Origin of the sequence: Kribbella sp. NPDC048928 (assembly GCF_043197975.1) — a bacterium.
GTDB lineage: Bacteria > Actinomycetota > Actinomycetes > Propionibacteriales > Kribbellaceae > Kribbella.
In genome coordinates this window covers 644,057-661,035 of sequence record NZ_JBICUC010000002.1, presented here as the reverse complement: position 1 = coordinate 661,035, position 16,979 = coordinate 644,057, and the positions used below count along the sequence as shown (strand labels likewise).

General features: G+C 69.2%; 15 protein-coding genes. 10 read left to right on the top strand and 5 right to left on the bottom strand.

Translation table 11 applies throughout. The annotated features are described in order from the left end of the window. Positions 1–5 precede the first annotated feature (5 nt). Together ACGFI6_RS10020 and ACGFI6_RS10015 are read right to left on the bottom strand one after the other, a co-directional pair. A complete protein-coding gene (locus ACGFI6_RS10020) occupies positions 6–332 on the bottom strand; it encodes a hypothetical protein (protein ID WP_393116889.1) in 327 nt (108 codons plus the stop codon). A gap of 119 nt (positions 333–451) precedes the next feature. After that, entirely contained in the window at positions 452–925 is a 474-nt protein-coding gene (locus ACGFI6_RS10015) for a methylated-DNA--[protein]-cysteine S-methyltransferase (protein WP_393116887.1), read from the bottom strand. A 99-nt stretch (positions 926–1,024) separates the two neighbouring features. Here ACGFI6_RS10015 and ACGFI6_RS10010 point away from each other — a divergent pair, with 99 nt between their 5' ends. The 3 genes from ACGFI6_RS10010 (at position 1,025) to ACGFI6_RS10000 (ending at position 4,869) form a co-directional block, all read left to right on the top strand. Continuing rightward, positions 1,025–1,750: a DUF4328 domain-containing protein gene (locus tag ACGFI6_RS10010; protein WP_393116886.1), complete on the top strand. Its 726-nt coding sequence runs from the start codon at positions 1,025–1,027 to the stop codon at positions 1,748–1,750. 229 nt (positions 1,751–1,979) lie between these two features. Further along, positions 1,980–4,079: a DUF4328 domain-containing protein gene (locus ACGFI6_RS10005; RefSeq protein WP_393116884.1), complete on the top strand. Its 2,100-nt coding sequence runs from the start codon at positions 1,980–1,982 to the stop codon at positions 4,077–4,079. Between the two features lie 13 nt (positions 4,080–4,092). Beyond that, the gene (locus tag ACGFI6_RS10000) at positions 4,093–4,869 is read left to right on the top strand and encodes a sugar phosphate isomerase/epimerase family protein (RefSeq protein ID WP_393116882.1); all 777 of its coding nucleotides are present in this window, start codon (positions 4,093–4,095) and stop codon (positions 4,867–4,869) included. 76 nt (positions 4,870–4,945) lie between these two features. Here ACGFI6_RS10000 and ACGFI6_RS09995 read toward each other — a convergent pair whose 3' ends face one another. Beyond that, complete coding sequence (locus tag ACGFI6_RS09995; protein WP_393116880.1) at positions 4,946–5,506, bottom strand: TetR family transcriptional regulator; 561 nt, start codon at positions 5,504–5,506, stop codon at positions 4,946–4,948. 103 nt (positions 5,507–5,609) lie between these two features. Between ACGFI6_RS09995 and ACGFI6_RS09990 the strand changes: the two genes are divergently transcribed. Beyond that, a complete protein-coding gene (locus ACGFI6_RS09990) occupies positions 5,610–6,752 on the top strand; it encodes an FAD-dependent oxidoreductase (protein WP_393116878.1) in 1,143 nt (380 codons plus the stop codon). Positions 6,753–6,809: 57 nt separating this feature from the next. Here ACGFI6_RS09990 and ACGFI6_RS09985 read toward each other — a convergent pair whose 3' ends face one another. Further along, positions 6,810–7,808, bottom strand: a complete 999-nt coding sequence (locus ACGFI6_RS09985) for a LacI family DNA-binding transcriptional regulator (RefSeq protein ID WP_393116876.1) — start codon at positions 7,806–7,808, stop codon at positions 6,810–6,812. Positions 7,809–7,925: 117 nt separating this feature from the next. Here ACGFI6_RS09985 and ACGFI6_RS09980 point away from each other — a divergent pair, with 117 nt between their 5' ends. Genes ACGFI6_RS09980 through ACGFI6_RS09970 form a run of 3 tightly spaced genes read left to right on the top strand, consistent with a single transcriptional unit; the run spans position 7,926 to position 12,537 of the window. Beyond that, the gene (locus ACGFI6_RS09980) at positions 7,926–9,413 is read left to right on the top strand and encodes an alpha-N-arabinofuranosidase (protein WP_393116875.1); all 1,488 of its coding nucleotides are present in this window, start codon (positions 7,926–7,928) and stop codon (positions 9,411–9,413) included. 19 nt (positions 9,414–9,432) lie between these two features. After that, positions 9,433–11,646 (top strand): family 43 glycosylhydrolase, encoded by a 2,214-nt coding sequence (locus ACGFI6_RS09975; protein ID WP_393116873.1) that lies wholly within the window; start codon positions 9,433–9,435, stop codon positions 11,644–11,646. Beyond that, positions 11,647–12,537, top strand: a complete 891-nt coding sequence (locus ACGFI6_RS09970) for a glycoside hydrolase family 43 protein (RefSeq protein ID WP_393116871.1) — start codon at positions 11,647–11,649, stop codon at positions 12,535–12,537. A gap of 81 nt (positions 12,538–12,618) precedes the next feature. Here the strand turns inward: ACGFI6_RS09970 and ACGFI6_RS09965 are convergent, their stop codons facing one another. Next, complete coding sequence (locus ACGFI6_RS09965; protein WP_393116869.1) at positions 12,619–14,001, bottom strand: PLP-dependent aminotransferase family protein; 1,383 nt, start codon at positions 13,999–14,001, stop codon at positions 12,619–12,621. Between the two features lie 18 nt (positions 14,002–14,019). Between ACGFI6_RS09965 and ACGFI6_RS09960 the strand changes: the two genes are divergently transcribed. The 3 genes from ACGFI6_RS09960 to ACGFI6_RS09950 all read left to right on the top strand — a co-directional run bounded on the left by ACGFI6_RS09960 (position 14,020) and on the right by ACGFI6_RS09950 (position 16,972). Further along, positions 14,020–14,964: an RNA polymerase sigma-70 factor gene (locus ACGFI6_RS09960; RefSeq protein WP_393116867.1), complete on the top strand. Its 945-nt coding sequence runs from the start codon at positions 14,020–14,022 to the stop codon at positions 14,962–14,964. Between the two features lie 82 nt (positions 14,965–15,046). Further along, entirely contained in the window at positions 15,047–16,237 is a 1,191-nt protein-coding gene (locus tag ACGFI6_RS09955; protein WP_393116866.1) for an NAD(P)/FAD-dependent oxidoreductase, read from the top strand. 54 nt (positions 16,238–16,291) lie between these two features. Further along, on the top strand, positions 16,292–16,972 hold the full coding sequence (locus ACGFI6_RS09950) for a pyridoxamine 5'-phosphate oxidase family protein (protein WP_393116864.1): 681 nt from the start codon (positions 16,292–16,294) through the stop codon (positions 16,970–16,972). The last annotated feature ends 7 nt before the right edge of the window (positions 16,973–16,979 follow it).

The following is a 16,979-nucleotide window of genomic DNA, read 5'->3' as shown; positions in this document are numbered from 1 at the left end:
GACGCTCAAGGCGTGTCTAGGGCCTGCGGCTCCGCGTCGTCGTCGGGCTTGGTCATCGTGTAACGGCCGGCCGAGAGCAGCTGGGTCGCGTACCGGTGGGTGATGCACGGGTACGTGCCGCCGCAGCTCAGGCAGACCGCGTCGTTGCGGTGCAGCCAGGGAACGACCTTGAACCGCTTGGTCCAGGTCATCGGTTCCCGGTCGGGGGCGTGCATCCGGAGCGCCGCACGGGCGACGTCCTGGATCTCCGGGGCGGACCAATCCTCGGCGCTCTTGTCCATCAGGGCACTGAGGTCGGGGTGGTGGTGATCGGTGGTGCGGGCTTTGTTCATTTATGTGTCTTCCAAGGCAGGTGGGGAGGACGCCTGAATCGCTCGCTTCAAACGTTAGTGCCCGGGGCGGACCGTCGCGCCTCGATATCGCTCCACCGAGTGTCAGATCTTCGTCAGGTTCAGGCCCAGAGCGTCTCGAGGGTGATTCGGGCCTCGAGCTCGAGCAGGTGCCGCTTGGTCGGGATGCCGCCGCCGAAGCCGACCATCTTCCCGCCGGCGCCGACCACGCGGTGGCAGGGCACCACGATCGCGATCGGGTTCCGGTTGCAGGCCGTGCCGACGGCGCGGGCGGCGCCCAGGTCGCCGACGATCTTCGCGACGTCGCCGTACGTCTGCATCTCGCCGTACGGGATCCGGGTCAGCTGTTGCCACACCGCGCGCTCGAAGTCGGAGCCGCCGCGGATCGACAGCGGCAGCGTGAACTCCTGCAACTCGCCGGCGAAGTACGCCTTCAGCTGCTCGGCGGCCGCGCTCAACAGCGGGTCGGTGTCCTGCGGGCGGTCGGTGCCGCCGAAGTGCAGCCGGCACAGACCGGTCTCGTCGACCGCGAGCGTCAGGTCGCCGATCGGCGAGTCGACCACGGACCAGTACATAAGGGCCATCCTCCCCGCCGCCGCCGACAGTTTCCGGCAGGAATGCGCCACAACCCGATGCTCTCGCCCGGTCACGCCCTGTTGTGCTATGTCTGATCCATGCCGAGCCGGCCGTCGAAGGTACCGCTGGACCGCTGGTTCAGTTCCGAGCGGGTGATGGGCCTCGCCGCGTCCGTTCTGATCGGCCTCGTCACTGTCACCACCTGGTCGACGGCCTGGTCCGACTGGTATCTCTACCGGACCCGCAGGACGTACGGCAACAACCCGGACAAGATGTCCGAGGCGAATCTGATCTCCGGATCGCTCGGGATCGTCGCCGCGCTCGCACTGCTCGCGGCCGCGGTGGTCTTCATCGTCTGGCTCTGGCGCGTCCGGTGGAACGCGGAGATGTTCTGCCGCGGCGAGCACCGCTACACCCGCGGGTGGGTGCTCGGCGGCTGGTTGGTGCCGGTGGTGAACCTCTGGTACCCGAAGCAGGTCGTCGACGACGTCGTCGCGGCCAGCGACCAGCGGACCGATCCGCTGATCACCAACCTGCAGGACGTTCCGGGCACCCGGCTGGTCTGGGCCTGGTGGCTGACCTGGGTGGCCGGCTTCGTCACCGGGAACATTGTGCAAAGAGGCGTCCTGGCCGGCGCGTCGGAGCTCGGAGATCTGCGGACGAACGTCATACTGTCCTCCGTCTCGGCGCTGTTCACCACCGGCGCGGCCGTGCTCGCGGTGATCCTGATCCAGCGGATCGACGAGCTCCAGAGCATGCGTCCCTGGGTGCCGTGGTGGGCGGTCGGAACAGCGCAGAACGGCTTCCAACCACCTGCGCGGTAAACCAAACCGTCACGCCCGGTCCACTGCGTCGTTACCAGTGGTGATGGGCGTACGAAAAGAACACGTTAAGTCGACACCCTCTGTGCTGGGGCCGGCTGCCCTGGCATACCTACTTCGTGGTATCAATGTGGCTCGGTCACGCGGGGGCAGGATCTGGCCGAAGAGCCGAACAGACGACGGAGTTCCAGCAACGCGAGGGACGCGAGACGTGAGCCACCCGCAGGCATTGATGACCCCTGTCGAGGACGAGGAAGAGTGGCAGCCGCACGCGGCTGAAGAGTTCCAGCGGATCGGTACGGTCGGCAAGATCGCGATCGGGCTGCTGGGTGCCTCCACAGTGACTCATCTGCTCTCCACGTGGTCCGACTGGAACACGTACTCGGTGGTCCACGGCTACCTGACCGGAGCGCCGAACGTCGACGACGCGGATCTGAACCGCGCCGACGCGATCGCCAAGGTCACCGCCGTTCCGAACGTCGTCATCTCGGTCGCCGCCGCGGTCTTCTTCGTTCTGTGGTTGTGGCGGACCCGGGTCAACTCCGAGGTGTTCTGCCAGGCCGACCACCGCCGCAGCCACGGCTGGGTGCTGGCCAGCTGGTTCGTCCCCGGCCCCAACCTCTGGTACCCGAAGCAGATCGTCGACGACGTCTGGCTCGCCAGCGACCCGAAGACCCCTGTCTACGCGGACGACCTGCGCCGGTTCAGGACCCCGCCGCTCACCTCGGTGTGGTGGGTCGCCTGGATCGGCGCGCTCGCGTTCGACGTGGTGGTCCGCCGGTTCCTGATGTGGATGGACGCAACGGTCGGCTCGCTGCGCGGCATCGCGCTCGCCGGGACCGCGTCGCTGGTGCTGACCGCGATCTCCGCGGTCGGGGCGACGATGATCATCCGCAAGATCAACCACATGCAGACCAGCCGGACCTGGGTGCCGTGGTGGGACCAGGGCCCGAAGCTGAGCGCCGTTCCGTCGTACGAGGTGACCCAGGTCCCGTCGTACGCGAACGACGACACCGACGAGCAGCCGGCGATCTCCGAGCCGATCGCGCCGTCGCTGGGTCTGGTCCGCGAGCCGCAGCCGCAGTTGCAGATGGCCGGCGCGCCGCAGGCCCCGGGCAACCCGTTCGCCCCGGCTCCGGAAGCACCGGCCACGAGCCCGTTCGCACCGCAGCAGCAGCCACAGCCGCAGGGTTTCCCGGGCGACGGCGCCGCCGCTCCGGCCGCGTTCGCCGGCGCTGCTCCGGCTGCGTTCGCGGGTCCGCCGCAGCCGGCTCAGGAGGCGGCGCAGTGGAGCCCGTTCGCGCCTGTCGTGGAGAACTGGCAGGACGACAACGGTGGCCCGGCGACCGAGCAGTTCAGCCCGGTCGAGTCCTGGCAGGACGAGAAGCCCGCCGTACCGGAGTACGAGAAGCCGGCCGCGCCGACGTACGCCGCCCCGGAGCCGACCTGGGAGGAGTACCGCAACACGATCACCCAGGACACGCTCGGTTCGGCGAGCAGTTGGCGCGAGGAGACTCCGCCGATGACCGTCGCCGAGCCCGAGCCGTACTCGTACCAGCCGCAGCAGCCGGCCGAGCAGCAGTGGGCGGCCAGCTACTCCGAGCCGTACACCTACGAGTCGGACTACCTGACCTCGACGTCCTCCCCTGCGGAGACGTACGAGGCCCCGCAGCCCGCACCCGAGCCTGAGCCCGCGCCTGTTGCGCGCGCTGGTCGCCGGGCGGCTCGGGTCGCGGTAGACAGCCCGTCGGCGATCCAGCCGGCGGTTCCGGGCCACGCCACGCACACCGAGCACACCGAGCACTCCGGCTACCCCGAGTACTCCGAGCACCCGACGCAGCCGGCGTACCAGGACCACCCCGTCTACGGGCAGTCCGAGCACACGCAGCAGGCATCGCCCGTGTCCGCCTCCTCCGGGTACTACGAGCCCGCGCCGGCCCCGAGCCACGAGGTACAGGACGACTTCCTGACGCCGTCGAAGCCGCTGCCGCCGGTGCCGTCGTACGGACCCGAGCCGACCTACTCGGCCGGCAACGAGTACACGGACTACGGCTCGACGTCGTACACCTCGGACTACACCTCGTCGTACAACTCGGAGTCCAACTCGAACCAGTACGACAACTACACCAGCGGTTCGGAGTACGGCAGCAGCACCGAGTCGTACGAGACCTACAGCCCGAACTACGCCACCGAGTCGTACGGCACGCAGTATCAGCAGGAGCAGGGCGAGTACCAGCAGCAGTCGCCGTACGCGTACGACCAGCAGCAGCCGACCGACCCCGACGAGCAGACCGCCCCGCGGACCCAACCGCGCCGTGGCCGCTGGATCTGATCAGATAGAGCGTATGCGCTTAGGTTTCGCCACCCTCGGTTGTCCCGGAGCAGCACTCGACGACGTCCTGGCACTTGCCCAGGGCAACAATTTCACCGGTCTGGAGCTGCGCGCCGCTCCGGAAGAGTTCACGAACACCGGTCTGTCCACGGCCGAGCGCCGCACGTTGCGGACGCGGATCGAGGACGCCGGCCTGGAGATCTTCGCGGTCAGCAGCTACGTGCGGCTGTGTGCGGTCGAGGAGCAGCCGCTCGAGGCACACCTCGAGCTCGCGGCCGATCTCGGCGCGCTCGGCGTCCGGGTGTTCCCCGGTGACGACCCGGCCGTCGACGGGACGCCGGACGGCCCGAGCGCCGGTGAGATCCGGGCCCTCGACCGCGTGACGTCAGCGTCCCGCGAGGTGCCGATCCTGCTCGAGACGCACGACTCGCACTCGACCGCGCGTCAGGTCGGCGCGTTCCTCGCGCTGCTCGACAGCGACGTACCGGGCCATCAGGTGAAGGCGCTCTGGGACAGCTCGCACACCTGGTCGCACGGCGAGACGCTTGCCGAGTCGTTTGCGCTGCTGCGGCCGTGGCTGGAGCTCGTCCAGTTCAAGCAGGCCGACTCGCAGCAGGACTACCGTCCGGTGGCGATCGACGAGGGCGACTTCCCGATCCAGGAACTGCTGGGGGTGCTCGAGGGCACCGATTACCCGCTCTCCCTCGAGTGGGAGCTGAAGTGGCATCCGCAGTTGCCGTCGCTGGCCGAGACGCTTCCGGCGGTTCACACCTGGCTAAGTGCCCCGTAAGCGGCGTGGCCCGGCGCTATCGACGCCCAGGCGCGATGCACGCACCTGAACGCCGCTATCGCTCGGGCCACGCCGCTTACGGGGCACTGGGCGACGGCTCGGTCAAGTAGCGCGTCATGGTCGGCCCGAGCCAGTAGACCACCTCGTCCGCGGGCATAGTCACGATCGGCGGTAGCTCCAGGATGTAGCGCCACAGTGCGAACCCGAGCATCTGGGTCGAGACCAAGCCGGCCCGGACTTCCGGTGAGTCGATCGCGTGCCGGCGCAACGTGGGTTCGAGCTGCGCAGCGAAGATCTCCCGCATTCGCTGCACCGCGACCTCGTTGGTGACCGCCGTCCGGAGCAGGACGCGCAGGGAGTCATCGGCCTCCCAGCGCGCGAGGAAGTGCCGCACCAGCACCTCGCCCAGCGACTCCAGCGGGATGTTGCCGAAGTCCGGCAGCCGGATGTCGAACTCGGCGGCGGCCGCGAACAGTTTCTCCTTGCTGCCGTAGTACCGCATCACCATCGCCGGGTCGATCGCCGCGTCCGCCGCGATCGCCCGGATCGTGGCCCGTTCGTACCCGTCCGCGCCGAACCGCTCGCGAGCCGCCGCGAGGATCGCCGCCCGGGTCCGGTCCGACTTCTTCTCCGCCATGCCTGCAGCATATGCCAACGGTTGTTGACTTTTGCCAGTGAGCGGCCTAGCGTAAAAGTCAACAAGCGTTGATAAATATTGCAGGCAGGGGAAGGTGCGAACGATGACTCCGCAGAACGCAGAGGTCGTGGTGGTAGGTGCGGGTCCGGTCGGGCTCGCGGTGGCGGTCGGGCTCCGGCTGCACGGGCACGACGTGGTCGTCGTCGACCGGCAGGCCGAGGGCACGAACACCTCGCGGGCCTGTGTCATCCACCCGCGGACGCTCGAGGTGCTGGAGGAGCTCGGCGTCACCAAGCGGCTCGTCGACCTCGGCCTGGAGTTGGAGGCCTTCTCGATCCGCGCCGGCGATCAGAAGCTGATCCCGGTCGGCTTCAAGGACCTGCCGACCGCTTACCCGTTCGTCACGATGATTCCGCAGCCGGTCACCGAGCAGGTGCTGCTCGAGCGCCTGCTGGAGCTCGGCGGTTCGGTCCTCCGCCCGTACGCCGCAACCGGCCTCACGCAGACGGCCGAGGGTGCGGTCGTCACGCTCGACAGCGGCGACGAGATCACGGCGCGGTACGTCGTCGCCGCCGACGGGATGCACAGCACGGTCCGCGAGCTCGCCGGCCTGCGGATGCCCGGCAACACGCTCGAGCTGTCGCTGAGTCTGGTGGACGTACGCGTCGCGGGCGGACTGCCGATCGACGAGGTCGGGCTGTACTTCGCGCCCGCCGGGATGCTCGTGGTCGCACCGCTGCCGGACGGGAGCTTCCGGCTGGTCGCCGAGGTGCACGACGCACCGGAGCACCCGGACGTCGCGTTCGCCCAAGGGCTGCTGTCCGATCGCGGCCGGCGGACGTCGGATCCGAAGGTCACCGAGGTGGTCTGGGGATCGCGGTTCCGGATCCACGAGCGGGTCGCCGACAAGTACCGGGCCGGGCGCGTGCTGCTCGCCGGCGACGCGGCGCACACCCACAGCCCGGCCGGCGGCCAGGGCATGAACCTGGGCCTGCGCGATGCGGTCACGCTGGCGGACGCGGTCTCGAAGGCGCTCGGCGGCGACGAGTCAGGCCTCGACTCGTACGCGACGAAGAGCCGGGAGGAAGCGGTCCGCGTCATCGGACTCGCCCACCGCTTGACCCGCCTCGCCAACGTCCCGCGCCCGGTCCGTCCAGTACGCAACGCCGTCCTCAGCCTGATCGGCCGTACCAGCAAGACCCAGACCGGCCTCGCCAAGCAACTCGCCGGCTTCCCGGAGCGTTAAGCCGCAAATGGCCCCTTCACCGCTGGCATGGAAGTGCGGAAGGGGCCATTTGCGGGGTCAACCGGCGGTCGATTCGCGGATCTGCAGGGTGTACGGCACGGTCAGGTCGCGGTGCGGCGAGTCGTCGGCGCCGGTGATCCGCTCCAGGAGCAGCGCGACCGCGTTGTCGGCCAGCCACTCCTTGTCCGGCGAAATCGAGGTCAGCGACGGCGAATGGAACCGGCCGTCCTCGATGTCGTCGAAGCCGACCACCGCGACGTCCTCCGGTACTCGCAGCCCAGCGTCGGCCAGGCTCCGCAGCGCGCCGAGCGCCAGCAGGTCGTTGAAGCAGAACACCGCGTCCGGCGGATTCGGCAGCGCGAGCAGCTCACGCATCGAGGCGGCACCGTCCGGGCGGTGGTAGCCGGTGCCGGCGAGCTCCAGCGCGGGCTCGTGTGACAGCCCGGCCTCCTTGAGCGCCTTGCGGTACCCCTTCCGACGGACCGCGCCAGTACTGGTCCCGCCGACACCGATCGCCGCGATCCGGGTCCGGCCGAGTGAGATGAGATGCGTCGTCGCGTCGTACGACGCCTGCACCGAGTCGACCGCGACCCGGTCGAACTGGCCGCCGGCCGGGCGTTCGCCGAGCAGCACCAGCGGCTTCCCGGTGTCGACGGAGGTCAGCTTGGCCGGGGCGGTGGCGAGCGGGGAGAAGATGATGCCGTCGATCAGCTGCCCGCGCATCCCGTCCAGTACGAACCGTTCGGCGGCCGCCTCGCCCTCGGTCTGGTCGATCAGCACGGTGATCCCACGGCGCTTCGCGGCCCGGCTGATCTCGGCGCCGAGCTCGGCGAAGTACGGCGAGCCCATCTCCGGGATGGCCAGCGCGATGAAGTCCGAGCGGCCCTTGCGCAGCGAGCGGGCGCTGACGTTCGGCTTGTAGTCCAGCGCGTCGATCGCGGCCTCGACCTTGGCCCGGGTCCTGGCGGTGATGTGCGGGTAGTCGTTGATCACGTTCGAGACGGTCTTCACCGACACCCCGGCCCGCGCGGCCACGTCGCTCAGCCTGGTCGCCATCCGAACCTCCTGTCACGCAGCTGTCGCCCGAGTGTGCCACCGCCGAGCTCTTTACACCGATTGTCAATCGTTGTAGACATCCACGTTAAACGTTGTAAACGATCCTGGGGAGACCCTGTGACTCAGCTCGTGGTGGACCCGGCGTTCGTGGTCGGGGCCTTGGACCGGCGGCTGTTCGGCTCGTTCGTCGAGCACATGGGCCGTTGCGTCTACACCGGCATCTACGAGCCCGGCCATCCGGGCGCGGACGCCGACGGGTTCCGGCAGGACGTACTGGAGCTGGTGCGCGAGCTGGGCGTCACCGCGATCCGCTACCCGGGCGGCAACTTCGTCTCGAACTACGACTGGGAGGACGGGGTCGGCCCGCAGGAGCACCGGCCGCGGCGGCTCGACCTCGCCTGGCGGGCGCTCGAGTCGAACCAGTTCGGCACCGACGAGTTCGTGGCCTGGTCGCGGAAGGCGCAGGTGCAGCCGATCTGGGCCGTGAACCTCGGCACCCGCGGCATCCGTGACGCCGTCAACCTGCTCGAGTACTGCAACCTCCCGCCCGGCACCGAGCTGTCCGACCGCCGGGTCGCGAACGGCAGCCCGGAGCCGCACAACATCCGGATCTGGTGCCTGGGCAACGAGATGGACGGCCCCTGGCAGATCGGCCACAAGACCGCGGAGGAGTACGCCCGGCTCGCCGAGGAGACCGCGAACGCGATGCGCCGGGTGCAACCGGACCTCGAGCTGGTCGCCTGCGGATCGAGCAACGCCGGGATGCCGACGTTCGGCGAATGGGAACGCGTCGTCCTGGAGCGTACCTACGACCTGGTCGACCACATCAGCCTGCACGCGTACTACGAACCGCACGACGGCGACCAGGCGAGTTTCCTGGCGGCCGCCGAGGAGATGGACCGGATGATCTCGTCGGTGATCGCGACCGCGGATCACGTGAAGGCGCTGAAGCGCAGCGACAAGGAGCTCACGCTCTCGTTCGACGAATGGAACGTCTGGTACCAGCAGCACTTCCCCGGCGAGCTCGGCCTCGGCATCCGGGAGGTCGCCCCGCTGATCGAGGACACCTACACGGTCGACGACGCGGTGGTCGTCGGCAGCCTGCTGATCACGCTGCTCCGGCACGCCGACCGGGTGAAGATCGCTTGCCTTGCGCAACTGGTCAACGTGATCGGCCCGATCCGCACCGAGCCCGGCGGCCGCGCCTGGCGGCAGACCATCTTCTACCCGTTCGCCCTGACCGCCCGGTACGCCGGCCCGACCGTCCTGCAGACGGCGACCACCGGCGGCCCCGAGATCGACACGGCCGCGTTCGGCCGGGTCCCGGCGCTGTGGAGCACAGCGACGTACGACGAGAGCACCGGGGAGACCGCGATCTTCGTGGTGAACCGGAGCGAGACCGACAAGATCGACCTGGAGGTCCCGGCGCGCGGACAAGTGGTCCGGCACCTGGCCCTCTACGACGAGGACCGCTCCGCCGTGAACACGGCGGACGATCCGGACCGGGTCCAGCCCCGGGCCGTCGACACCACCGAGGTGGTCGACGGCGTCTGCCGTGCCACACTGCCGCCGGCATCGTGGCACGTGATCCTGCTCAGCAGTTGATTCCAGAGGGGACCCGCCCGTGCCTTCGAAACGACTACTCGCCGCCGCCCTGACGGTGGCCGCAATCGCTGCCGGCACTCAAGCCGCGACAGCCGCACCAGTGGTGACCAGTACGAACCCCGTCTCGGCGGCGTTCGGCGCCGACACGTTCGCCGACCCGTCGATCATCCAGGGCCGGGACGGCTACTGGTACGCGTACGCCACCTCCGACCCGTTGGTGGCGAACGGCCCGTTCGGCCTGATGCACATGGCGCGAACCAAGGACTTCCACTCCTGGGAGTACCTCGGGACCGTCTTCAACGACCAGACCAAGCCCGCCTGGGCCGCGCCGGGATCGTTCTTCTGGGCGCCCGACATCCGGTACCTCGACGGCCACTACGTCATGTACTTCACCGTGACCGACACGAACGCCAACGCCGGCGGCGATCCGGCGATCGGTGTCGCGACGGCCCCGACTCCCTCCGGTCCATGGACCGCGACGGACGGGCCGGTCGTGGCGCCCCGATCGGACGGCAACGGCGGCTTCCTCGGCACGATCGACCCGGCGATGCTCACCGCGGCCGACGGCAAGCGGTACCTGTACTACGGCGGCTTCAACGGCGGCATCTCCGTCACCGAGTTGAGCGCCGACGGCATGCATGCGGTCGGAACGCCGACCCAGGTGACGATCGGCGACCGCTACGAGGGTTCGTACGTCGTCTATCGCGACGGCTGGTACTACTTCATGGGCTCGTCGATGAACTGTTGCGCCGGCCCCACCACCGGGTACTCCGTGTTTGCCGGCCGTTCCCGTTCGCCGCGGGGTCCGTTCGTCGACGCCGACGGTGCGGCGCTCACGGACTCGCGCGTCGGCGGTACGACGGTGATCACGCAGAACGGCAACCAGTGGATCGGCCCCGGCCACCACGCGTTCATCACCGACGCGGCCGGGCAGGACCACATCGTCTACCACGCGATCGACCGCAACACCCCGTGGCTGACGACGCCGTTCGGCATCAACCGGCGACCGATGCTGATCGACGACATCGACTGGATCAACGGTTGGCCGCGCACCAACGCCGGCGCCGGCCCGTCCCAAGGCCCGGTCACCGCACCGACGACCGGCTCCGCACTCGGCATCGACTCCACTGATCCGACCTCCGGACTCCAAGGCGCCACCCGCCGTCCGGGCGATTCGCTCGGCGGTCCGACGGCCGCCATCAATGGCGTCGCACAAACCCGCGCCGCTGCTCCGGGTGGCTCCGTCCGCGTAGAGGCGGACGTCCAGCTCGGCTCGTCCTTCACCACAGTCCTGGGCAACCAGGTGGTGGCGACTGTCGCGAACAATCGTCTGACGGTGACAGTCGGTCGGCGTACGTCGTCGGTGCAGTTGCCCGCGGACTTCGACCGTACGCAGTGGAACAAGCTGTCCGTACAGGTCTCCCAATCAACCGTGACTGCACGACTGAACGATGCAGGCTTGGGGGATGTCTACGGAGAGGCGCAGCTGAACGTGCCGGGCCTGAGGGTGAAGGCGGCGCCGGTGCGCTGGTTGGGCTCGGCCGAGGTCGACAACCTGACCGTACGTCCGGTCGCGAAGCCTGTGACCAAGACGGTCGCTGTCCCGCGGACCGGCAAGCTGCTGGCTGGTGACGACTTCAACGGTGCGATCGGTGCGGACTGGTCGTGGGTGCGGCAGGACGACAAGGCGATCGTTGCCGACGGCAAGTTGTCGTGGCCGTTGGAGAACGCCGACATGACCGGTTCCTCGAACAACGCCGGACTGCTGCTGCACAGTACGCCGGCCGGCGACAGCTGGATCGCGGAGACCAAGCTGCATCTCGACACCGGGCAGGGCGATGTCCGCAACTACCAGCAGGCCGGGATGATCGCGTACCTGAACGACAGCGACTTCGCGCGGCTCGGCAGCGTCGCGATCTGGAAGACCCGCCAGACCGAGTACGGCCGGGAGCTCGTGGCCCGTCCGTCCGACGGCGCGACGTCCTACGGCGCGGCCGCGATCGGGCGCTCGGCGCCGACGTTGTGGATGCGGCTCGCGTACCACAAGAACGCGGCCGGCGAGCACGTGTACCGCGCCGGTACGTCGGTGGACGGGAAGAACTGGACCTGGGGTGCGTCCTGGGTGCTGCCGTCCGCGGCCAAGATCGGGCTCTACGCCCACGGCGAGTTCACCGGCGCAAACCCGCCGCCGGTCGCCACCTTCGACTACCTCCACTTCTACGAAAGTAAGTGAATGACGTTTTCCAACCCGGTGTACGACGGTAGTTTTGCCGATCCGCAGATCATTGCGGTGGGCAACGAGTACTACGCGTTCGCGACCAACGGACCGCTCGGCAACGTACAGACGCTGACCTCCCGCGACCTGGTGTCGTGGGAGCCGGTGGGTGATGCGCTGCCGTCGGTGCCGGGTTGGACGGCCCCGGGGCGGGTGTGGGCGCCCGAGGTCGCGGTCCATGCGCCCGACCGGTACGTCATGTACTACACGTCTCGCGACGTCGCCGCCGGACGGCAGGCGGTCGGCGTCGCGGTGGCGTCCGCACCCGAAGGTCCATATGTCGACAAATCTATGAATCCGCTCATCAGCCAGGCCGACGAGGGTGGTTCGATCGACGCGTCGCCGTTCCAGGACTCGGCCGGCCGGCGCTGGCTGTACTGGAAGAACGACGGCAACGCGATCGGCGTCGACACCTGGATCTACGTGTCGGAACTGTCCGAGGACGGGCTCACGCTGGTCGGCCCGGTGCACCGGATGATCAAGCAGGACCTGCCCTGGGAGGGCAACCTGGTCGAGGCGCCGTACATGGTCGAACGGAACGGGAAGTTCCACCTGTTCTACTCGGCCAACGCCTTCGACAAGGCGGCGTACGCCGTCGGTCATGCCCTGTGCGACTCACCGATCGGCCCGTGCGTGAAGTCCGGTGACCCGATCCTGTCCAGCTCCCCGGACGCCGCCGGCCCCGGCCACAACATGGTCCTCGGCGACTGGTTCGTCTACCACGCCTGGAACCCCACCCAACCAGGCACCGACCCCAAAGGCCGAACCATGTGGCTCTCAAAACTCACCTGGCATGGCGACGTCCCGGTAGTCCAACCCCCACTCGCACAGAACCCGCTCACCCCATAGGCCCCAACCATCTCCGGGGTTGGCCTCTGAGCTTGTGGGTTGGTCCGATGCATGCGGGCGGCACACCCACCATCTCGGAGGTCAACCCCGGAGATGGGCGCGGTTGCTGAGGATGTTGGTCAGGGTTTTTAGGGCTTGGTGTAGGTCGGGGGTGGAGGGGGTTGCGTAGCCGACTACCAGGCCTGGGGGGCCTGGGACCGTTCTGCGGTAGTCCGAGAGGGGGGCTACTACTACGCCGGCAGCGCGGGCGGCGGTTGCGATCTGGCGGTCGTCGGTGGTGGTGGGGAGCAGGAGGGTGACGTGCAGGCCGGCGTCTTGGCCGATCACCTGGCCGTACGGCGACAGCAGGGCGACCGTGTGCGTGCGGCGTTCCGCGTACAGGCGGCGGTTTCGGCGTACGGCGCGGTCGAGGTAGCCGTCGCGGAGCATCGCGAGCAGAGCTGCCTGCATCGGCCAGGCCGGCCAGTCGCCGGAGTTGGCGCGGAACGTGGCGAGCCGGTCGACCATCGCCTCCGACGCGACCAGCCAGCCGAGGCGGAGGGCGGGGCTGAGCGTCTTCGAGAGCGTACCGAGATGCACGACCCGCTCCAGGTCGAGCTGCGCCAGCGCGGGCAGCGGCGCGACGTCGTACCGGAACTCGCTGTCGTAGTCGTCCTCGATCAGCAGGCTGCCGGTACGGCGCGCCCAACGCACCAGTTCGTTGCGTCGGGCAACGGGTAGCCGGCCGCCGAGCGGGTACTGGTGCGACGGCGTCACGTAGACGGCGTCCACGTCGTCGGTCAGTGCGCCGACCTGCAGGCCGTCCTCGTCGACCGGTACGTCGACGATCTCGAGCCGGTGGTCGTGCGCGGCGGCGACCGCGTTCAGGTACCCGGGGTCCTCGATGGCGATCCGGTCGCCGGGTTTCCGCGTGACCGCGAGCAGCAGCCGGAGCCCGTGCACGGTCCCGTTCGTGACCAGTACGTTCTCCGGGTCGCACGCGATGCCGCGCACCCGCGCGACGTGACTCGCGAGCGCGGCACGAAGCTCGGGGAGGCCGGCCGCCGCGTCGTACCCGCGCGGCGGTGCCTGGGTGGACACCTCGCGCCATGCCCGCCGCCAGCCCGGGTCCGGTGTCGGCGCGATGTACGGGATGCCGGGCCGCAACGTCAGCAGTTTCGCGTCGGCGTCCGGGCGGTGTTCCGTACGGCGACGAACGGCGGGTTGCAGCGGTACGACGTCCGTGACGAACGTGCCCGCACCGGTCCGGCCCTCGATCCAGCCCTCCGCATGCAACTGGTCGTACGCCGCCTGCGTCACGGACCGGGACACGGCCAGCTCCCGCGCCAGGTCCCGCGTGGACGGCAGCCGATGCCCCGCCTGGAGCCGCCCGTCCACGACCGCGGCCCTAAACTGCTCAGCCAACTGCAGATGCAACGGCACCCCGGATCCGCGGTCAATCAGCAGCGGCAACGAACTCTGCACAGCTACTAGGATCCCAGCATGGCCATGACCGCGGAGGACGTGTCTCGCTTCGAGCGGTCCAGGGGTCGTCTCGAGGCCATCGCGTACCGCCTGCTCGGGTCGGCGAGTGAGGCGGAGGACGCGGTCCAGGAGACGTTCCTGCGCTGGCAGGCCGCGGACCTGGACCGGATCGAGGTCCCCGAGGCGTGGCTGACAAAGGTCCTGACCAACCTGTGCCTCAACCAGCTCACCTCCGCCCGCGCCCGGCGGGAGACGTACGTCGGCCAATGGCTTCCCGAGCCGCTGCTCGACGGCGACCCGCTGCTCGGTCCGGCGGACACCGTCGAGCAACGCGAGTCGGTCTCGTACGCCGTCCTCACGCTGATGGAGCGCCTGGCGCCGAACGAGCGCGCGGTCTACGTGCTGCGCGAGGCGTTCGACTACCCGCACCGCGAGATCGCGGCGATCCTCGAGATCAGCGAGTCCGCCAGCCAGCAGGTCCTGCACCGCGCCAAGCAGCACCTGGCGGCCGGCCGGGCCCGGACCGAGGTCGACGAGACGACCGCGCGCCGGATCGTGGACGAGTTCATCGCCGCCGCGACCAGTGGGCAGACCGACTCGATGCTGCGGCTGCTCACCGCCGACGCGGTCTCGGTCGGCGACGGCGGCGGCAGGGTGCCGGCCCGGACTGCCGCGGTCGAGGGCGCGCTCGCGGTCGCACGCTTCCTGCGCGGCCTCTTCAAGCCGTCCGAGGCGAAGCGCCTGTACGTCGGTGGCCGGGCGGAGGTCTACGCCTGGCCGGTGAACAGCGAGCCCGCGCTGGTCGTGACCGTGAACGACGAGGTCATCGGCGTGCTGTGCATCGACGTGACCGCCGACGGCATCACCGCGGTCCGGACCCAGGCGAACCCGGACAAGCTGACCCGCGCGACCGAGCTGTTCGCAGCTTCCGATCACGGAGAGCCGCTGCTGACCATCCTGTGAGCTGCTTCACAGTGCGTTCCTGTCATGAATCGGCGGGCTGTCCGGTTCAAGGGGCGACACCGAAGCAGACAGGAGTACCGATATGAAGCACCGCATCGTGGTCCTCGGCGCCGGGTACGCCGGAGCCATCGCCACCGGCCGGCTCGCGGCCCGCCTGTACGGCGACGAGGTCAGCATCACCCTGGTCAACGCCGAGTCCGACTTCGTGGAGCGGGTCCGGATGCATCAGGTGGCGACCGGACAGGACCTCAAGTTCCGGCCGTTCGACGAGGTGTACGCCGGGACCGGCGTCGTCCTGAAGGTCGCGAACGTGACCAGGGTGGACGTCGAGCACAAGACGGTCGCGCTCGACTCAGACAAGCACGGCGGCGAGGAGCTCGAGTACGACACGCTCGTGTACGCGCTCGGCAGCCGCTGGAATCCACAAGGCGTCGCCGGCACCACTGACAATGCGTACGAGATCGCCAGCCGTCCCGGTGCGCTCCGAACCCGGGACCGGTTGTCGACGCTGACGAACGGGCAGCCCGTGACGGTCGTCGGTGGCGGGCTGACCGGCGTGGAGTTCGTGACCGAGCTCGCCGAGGCCCGGCCGGAGCTCGACATCGCGCTGCTGGTGCGCGGCACGCTCGGCGACTGGCTGTCGCCGAGGGGCCGGAAGCACCTCCGCAAGGTGCTCGACCGGCTCGGCATCACCGTCCACGAGAACGCGGCCGTCACGCACGTCGAGGCCGACCAGGTCAGCACCGGCGACGGCAGGACGATCCCGTCCGCGGTCACCGTCTGGACGGCCGGGTTCGCTGTGCATCCGATCGTGCAGGAGACCGGCCTGGAGGTCAGCGAGACCGGGCGGATCGTCGTCGACGAGACCATGCGGTCGGTCTCGCACCCGGACGTGTACGCGATCGGCGATGCGGCGTACGCGATGGGTTCGAAGAACAAGCCGCTCCGGATGTCCTGTGCCTCGGGCCAGCCGATGGCGTGGCAGGCGGCCGACTCGATCGCGGCCCGGCTGACCGGCGGGAAGCTCCCGCACTCGCCGCTGGCTTACTTCAACCAGTGCATCTCGCTCGGCCGCAAGAACGGGCTGATCCAGTACGTGACCAGCGACGACCGCTCCGTCAACGCCGCTCTGACCGGCCGCGTAGCCGCCCTCTACAAGGAGGCCATCTGCAAGGGCGCCGCCTGGGCGGTCTCGAACCCGATGCTCGGCCTGCCGACCCGCCGTCGGCACCTGATCCGCCCGGCCGTCCCGCTGCGCGAATGGACTAGCTGATTGGGGCCGGAATGGACCGTGTCAGGAGGCCACTGCGGCAGCGAACCTGATGACATGACCACCACGCCGCTGCAGCCCACCGCCCGTACGTCGCTCCGGCGCTCGAAGGAGCGCGCTGCCACGGATCGTCGGGCGCTGCACGACGTACTGGCTGACGGCATGTTCTGTCATCTGGGCGTGGTGGTCGACGGCGCTCCGCTCGTGCTGCCCACGGCGTACGGTGTGGACCTCGATCGCGGGCCGGACGGCACGCTGTACCTGCACGGCTCGGTCGCGGCACGCAGTGTCGTCGCGGCCCCGGAGCAGACCATCTGTGTGACCGTCACGCATGCCGACGGGCTGGTGCTGGCGCGGTCCGCGTTCCACCACTCGGTGAACTACCGGTCGGCGGTGATCTTCGGCGTACCGCGGCTGATCACCGATCCGGACGAGAAGCTCCACGGGCTGAACCGGATCGTCGACCACCTGGTCCCCGGACGGTCGCTCGCGGTCCGGCCGCCGAACCGCAAGGAGCTCGCGAAGACCTCGGTCCTCGCGCTGTCGCTCACCGAGGCCTCGGTGAAGACGCGGTCCGGCGGCGCCAACGACGACGAGGAGGATCTCGACCTGCCGTACTGGACAGGTGTCGTCCCGCTCCGCGTCGTCGCCGGCGAACCGGAGAACAACCACGATTGCGACCTGCTGGTGCCGGCCCACGTCCGCACCCGCGCGAACCTGCTCGGCGCCCCCTCCTGACCGCACC

Coding starts and splice junctions, on each gene's coding strand:
- ACGFI6_RS10020 (WP_393116889.1), bottom strand. CDS start 332: ATGAACAAAGCCCGCACCACCGATCACCACCACCCCGACCTCAGTGCC.
- ACGFI6_RS10015 (WP_393116887.1), bottom strand. CDS start 925: ATGTACTGGTCCGTGGTCGACTCGCCGATCGGCGACCTGACGCTCGCG.
- ACGFI6_RS10010 (WP_393116886.1), top strand. CDS start 1,025: ATGCCGAGCCGGCCGTCGAAGGTACCGCTGGACCGCTGGTTCAGTTCC.
- ACGFI6_RS10005 (WP_393116884.1), top strand. CDS start 1,980: ATGACCCCTGTCGAGGACGAGGAAGAGTGGCAGCCGCACGCGGCTGAA.
- ACGFI6_RS10000 (WP_393116882.1), top strand. CDS start 4,093: ATGCGCTTAGGTTTCGCCACCCTCGGTTGTCCCGGAGCAGCACTCGAC.
- ACGFI6_RS09995 (WP_393116880.1), bottom strand. CDS start 5,506: ATGGCGGAGAAGAAGTCGGACCGGACCCGGGCGGCGATCCTCGCGGCG.
- ACGFI6_RS09990 (WP_393116878.1), top strand. CDS start 5,610: ATGACTCCGCAGAACGCAGAGGTCGTGGTGGTAGGTGCGGGTCCGGTC.
- ACGFI6_RS09985 (WP_393116876.1), bottom strand. CDS start 7,808: ATGGCGACCAGGCTGAGCGACGTGGCCGCGCGGGCCGGGGTGTCGGTG.
- ACGFI6_RS09970 (WP_393116871.1), top strand. CDS start 11,647: ATGACGTTTTCCAACCCGGTGTACGACGGTAGTTTTGCCGATCCGCAG.
- ACGFI6_RS09960 (WP_393116867.1), top strand. CDS start 14,020: ATGGCCATGACCGCGGAGGACGTGTCTCGCTTCGAGCGGTCCAGGGGT.
- ACGFI6_RS09955 (WP_393116866.1), top strand. CDS start 15,047: ATGAAGCACCGCATCGTGGTCCTCGGCGCCGGGTACGCCGGAGCCATC.
- ACGFI6_RS09950 (WP_393116864.1), top strand. CDS start 16,292: ATGACCACCACGCCGCTGCAGCCCACCGCCCGTACGTCGCTCCGGCGC.